Origin of the sequence: Hansschlegelia beijingensis, from assembly GCF_045505405.1 — a bacterium.
GTDB lineage: Bacteria > Pseudomonadota > Alphaproteobacteria > Rhizobiales > Methylopilaceae > Methylopila > Methylopila beijingensis_A.
On the sequence record NZ_JBJKEX010000263.1, the window covers coordinates 1 to 4,305 of the forward strand.

Here is a 4,305-nt window from a genome sequence, read left to right on the forward strand (position 1 = left end):
ACGTCCGCCCGCGCGTCGCCCGCCAGCCGGGGCCGTCCGGGAGGCGGCGGGTTGGCGGCGGCGTAATAGGAGGCGGCGGGCGGGAAGGCGGTCACCGGACGTCCCGCCGTCAGACGTTCAGCAGCAGATATTCCCGCTCCCAGGGGCTGATCACGCGCATGAAGGTCTCGAACTCGGCGCGCTTGATGGCCGCGAAGGTCTGCACGAAGGTCCGGCCGAACACCGATTGCAGCGGCCCGCAGTCCTCGAAGGCCGAGACCGCCTCCAGCAGACCGCGCGGCAGGTCGTAGTCGAGGCCGTAGGCCGATCCGTCGATCGGCTCGGAAGGCGTCAGGCCCTCCACCATCCCGAGATAGCCGCAGGCGAGCGTCGCGGCGATCGCGAGATACGGGTTGGCGTCCGACGACGGCACCCGGTTCTCGACGCGCCGCGCCTCCGGCCCCGAGGGCGGCACGCGGATCCCGGTGGTGCGGTTGTCGTAGCCCCATTGCACGTTGATCGGCGCGGAGGAATGCCGCGTCAGCCGCCGGTAGGAGTTCACGTACGGCGCGAGCAGCGTCATCACGGTCGGCATGTATTTCTGGGTGCCGGCCAGAAAGGCGAAGAACTCCGGCGACGGCTTGCCCTGGTCGTCCGAGAAGATGTTGCGCCCGGTCTTGGCGTCGCGCACCGACTGGTGGATGTGCATGGCCGAGCCGGGCTGGTTAGCGATCGGCTTCGCCATGAAGGTCGCGTACATCGAGTGCTTCAGCGCGGCCTCGCGGATGGTGCGCTTGAACAGGAACACCTGGTCGGCGAGCGCGAGCGGCGCGCCATGACGCAGGTTGATCTCCATCTGCGCCGCGCCCTCCTCGTGGATGAGCGTGTCGATCTCGAGCCCCTGCGCCTCCGAGAAGTCGTAGATGTCCTCGAACAGCTCGTCGAACTCGTTGACCGCCGAGATCGAGTAGGACTGCCGCCCGGTCTCGGGCCGGCCGGAGCGGCCGATCGGCGGCTCGAGCGGGTAGTCCGGGTCGGTGTTCGGCTTGACGAGGTAGAACTCGATCTCCGGGGCCACCACGGGCGACCAGCCCTTGTTCTCGAACAGATCCGACACCCGCCGCAGCAGCGCGCGCGGCGAGACCTCGACGGGCCGGCCGTCCCGGTGGAAGGCGTCGTGGATGATCTGCCCCGTCGGATCGGACGCCCAGGGCACCACCGAAAGGGTGGAGAAATCCGGCTGGAGCACGAGGTCGCTGTCCGCCGGGTCGCCGCCGCCCGGCGCGTCCTCGTCGGCGTAGCCGCCCGCGATGGTCTGGTGGAAGATCGACGACGGCATGTTCATCGTCGGCGACTGGAAGAACTTCTGCGCCGGCATGATCTTGCCGCGGGCTACCCCGGCCTGGTCGGGCACGAGGCATTCGAGCTCCTCGATGCCGCGCTCCGCGACCCAGTCACGCGCCGCCGCGGCGTCGGCGGCTCCGCGGCGATCGGCGATGGCCTCCCGCAGCTCGGCGCGCTTTTTCTTGCTCATCTCGTGACTTCCGAACGTCAACCGTCCAACCCGCAACGGCGGAGCGGCGGCGACCCGAACCGGGCAGCGGCGAGGCCGCCGGCGGGAGGCCGTGGCCGTGCTGCGTTGAGGGCGGCTCCCGGATCGGGTCGGGAAGGAAGGCTGAGCCGCCCCGCGGCGGTCGAGCCGCCGGACGCCGGCGAACCGGCGCAGGCCGGAGCCTGCCCGACCGTCGGCGCCAAATCAATCCGTCGACGCGGTTGCACTGGCGCGGAAATGGGCCCGCAAATCGGTTGTGCGCCCTGACGCGCGAGGCTAGCCTTTTGGGGTCTTGCCCTCGCGACGGTCGGGGGAGTCAGGGGATCTCGCGTAATGACGATCAGAGGATTGGTGGGCGCCTGCCTGGCCGCTTTCGGCCTCGCGAGCGGCGCGGTCGGGGGCGCGCTGGCGGCTGGCAAGGAAGTCAGGATCTACAACTGGTCGGACTATATCGACCCTCAGATCCTGAAGGACTTCGAGGCCGAGACCGGCATCAAGGTCGTCTACGACGTCTTCGACTCGAATGAGATTCTCGAGACGAAGCTCCTGACCGGCAAGACCGGTTACGACCTCGTGGTTCCGAGCGCCACCTTCCTGTCGCGGCAGATCAAGGCTGGCGTGTTCCAGAAGCTCGACAAGTCGAAGCTGCCCAACCTGGCCAACGCCTGGCCTGAGATCTATCAGCGGGTCGCCAAGTACGATCCCGACAACGCCTATTCGATCAACTACATGTGGGGCACCACCGGCATCGGCTACAATGTCGACAAGGTGAAGAAGGCGTTTCCGGACGCTCCGCTCGACAGTTGGAGCCTGATCTACGATCCGGCCAATCTGCAGAAGCTGTCCAAGTGCGGCGTCATGCTGCTCGACAGCCCTGAAGACCTGCTCCCGTCGGTGCTCACCTATCTGGGCCTGCCGCCGGACTGGTCGGACGTGAAGAACGTCCAGAAGGCCGCCGATCATCTGGCGAAGCTCAAGCCCTACATCACCAAGTTCCACTCCTCCGAGTACATCAACGCGCTCGCGAACGGGAACGTGTGCGTCGCGGTCGGCTATTCGGGCGACATCTTCCAGGCCAAGAGCCGCGCCGCCGAGGCCGACAAGGGCGTGAAGGTCGAGTATTCGCTCCCGAAGGAAGGCGCGCAGCTCTGGTTCGACCAGATGGCCATGCCGGCCGACGCGCCCCACCCGGAGGAGGCGCACGCCTTCATGAACTACATGCTGAAGCCGGAGGTCGCCGCCAAAGCGTCAAACTTCGTGCAATACGCCAACGGTAACCTGAAGTCGCAGGAGTTCCTCGACGCGGAGGTCAAGGACAACCCGTCGATCTATCCGACCCAGGAGGTGTTCGCGCGGCTCTACACCGTGCCGACCATCGAGGATCCGAAGATCCAGCGCGCTCTCACCCGGGCTTGGACCAAGGCCAAGAGCGGGAAGTGAATTGATCGTCGCTTCCTTCCGGACGGCGCCTCGGCGTCGTCCGGGCTGCTTCAGACCTTTCTTCCGGACGCGTTCATGGCGCTGAAGCCCGCCCAGAAAGCTCTCGGCCCGATCCGGCGCTCCTTCGCGCCCTGGCTCGATCCCAGCGCTGTCCCGCTGATCCGTTTCGAGAACGTCGTGAAGCGCTTCGGCGACTTCACGGCGGTCGACGACGTCTCGCTCGACATCCACGAGCGCGAGTTCTTCGCCCTGCTCGGGCCGTCGGGCTGCGGCAAGACGACACTGATGCGGATGCTCGCGGGCTTCGAGGCCCCGAGTTCGGGCCGCATCACGCTCGCCGGCCGGGACCTCGCGGGCGTGCCCCCATATCGGCGGCCCGTGAACATGATGTTCCAGTCCTACGCTCTGTTTCCCCACATGACGGTCGCGCAGAACATCGCGTTCGGGCTGAAGCAGGACGGCATGCCGAAGCCCGAGATGGAGGCGCGCGTCACCGAGATGCTGCGGCTCGTGAAGCTCGAGCCGTTCGCCAGCCGCAAGCCGCACCAGCTTTCCGGCGGCCAGCGCCAGCGCGTCGCGCTCGCCCGCTCGCTGGCCAAGAAGCCCAAGGTGCTGCTGCTCGACGAACCGCTCGGCGCGCTCGACAAGAAGCTGCGCGAGGAGACCCAGTTCGAGCTGATGGATCTGCAGCAGGATCTCGGACTGACCTTCCTGATCGTCACCCACGATCAGGAGGAGGCGATGACGGTCGCCGACCGCATCGCGGTGATGAACCACGGCAAGCTCGTCCAGGTCGCCACGCCGGGCGAGATCTACGAGCAGCCGAATTGCCGCTACGTCGCGGACTTCATCGGCGACATCAACCTGTTCGAGGGAGCCGTGACGAGCGCCCAGGGCGGCGTCGTCCGGCTGAAATCGCCGGAAGCGGGCGCGGAGTTCGTCACCGCGAGCGAGGCCGCGCTCCAGCCCGGCGCTGAGGTCGCGCTCGCGGTCCGGCCGGAGAAGATGAGGGTGTCGCTGGAGCCGCCGCCGGCGGAGGCGACGAACCCGCTCAGGGGAGAGGTCTGGGACATCGCCTATCTGGGCGACTGGACCGTCCTGCTGATCAAGGTCGAGGGCACGGAGAAGATCGTGCGCGTCAGCCGCGCCAACGTCACGCGCAGCGAGGCGCGGCCGATCGGCTGGGACGACAAGGTGTTCCTGTGGTTCGCGCCGGACGCCGGCGTCCTGCTGAAGTCCTGAGCGCGGCCGTGAGGGCCGAACGGGCGGGAGGCTGACCGCGCCATGACCGACGTTCTCACGCCGGACCCGGAGGCGCCGCGGGCGGTCGCGGC

The 4,305-nt window shown here is 67.7% G+C and carries 3 protein-coding genes; 2 read left to right on the plus strand and 1 reads right to left on the minus strand.

The window, feature by feature from the left end:
- Window positions 1-109 precede the first annotated feature (109 nt).
- Complete coding sequence (locus ACIKT0_RS13865) at window positions 110-1,513, minus strand: glutamine synthetase family protein (RefSeq protein ID WP_407105910.1); 1,404 nt, start codon at window positions 1,511-1,513, stop codon at window positions 110-112.
- A gap of 351 nt (window positions 1,514-1,864) precedes the next feature.
- Between ACIKT0_RS13865 and ACIKT0_RS13870 the strand changes: the two genes are divergently transcribed.
- Together ACIKT0_RS13870 and ACIKT0_RS13875 are read left to right on the plus strand one after the other, a co-directional pair.
- On the plus strand, window positions 1,865-2,971 hold the full coding sequence (locus ACIKT0_RS13870) for a polyamine ABC transporter substrate-binding protein (protein ID WP_407105911.1): 1,107 nt from the start codon (window positions 1,865-1,867) through the stop codon (window positions 2,969-2,971).
- A gap of 75 nt (window positions 2,972-3,046) precedes the next feature.
- Window positions 3,047-4,213 (plus strand): ABC transporter ATP-binding protein, encoded by a 1,167-nt coding sequence (locus tag ACIKT0_RS13875; protein WP_407105912.1) that lies wholly within the window; start codon window positions 3,047-3,049, stop codon window positions 4,211-4,213.
- Window positions 4,214-4,305: the final 92 nt, after the last annotated feature.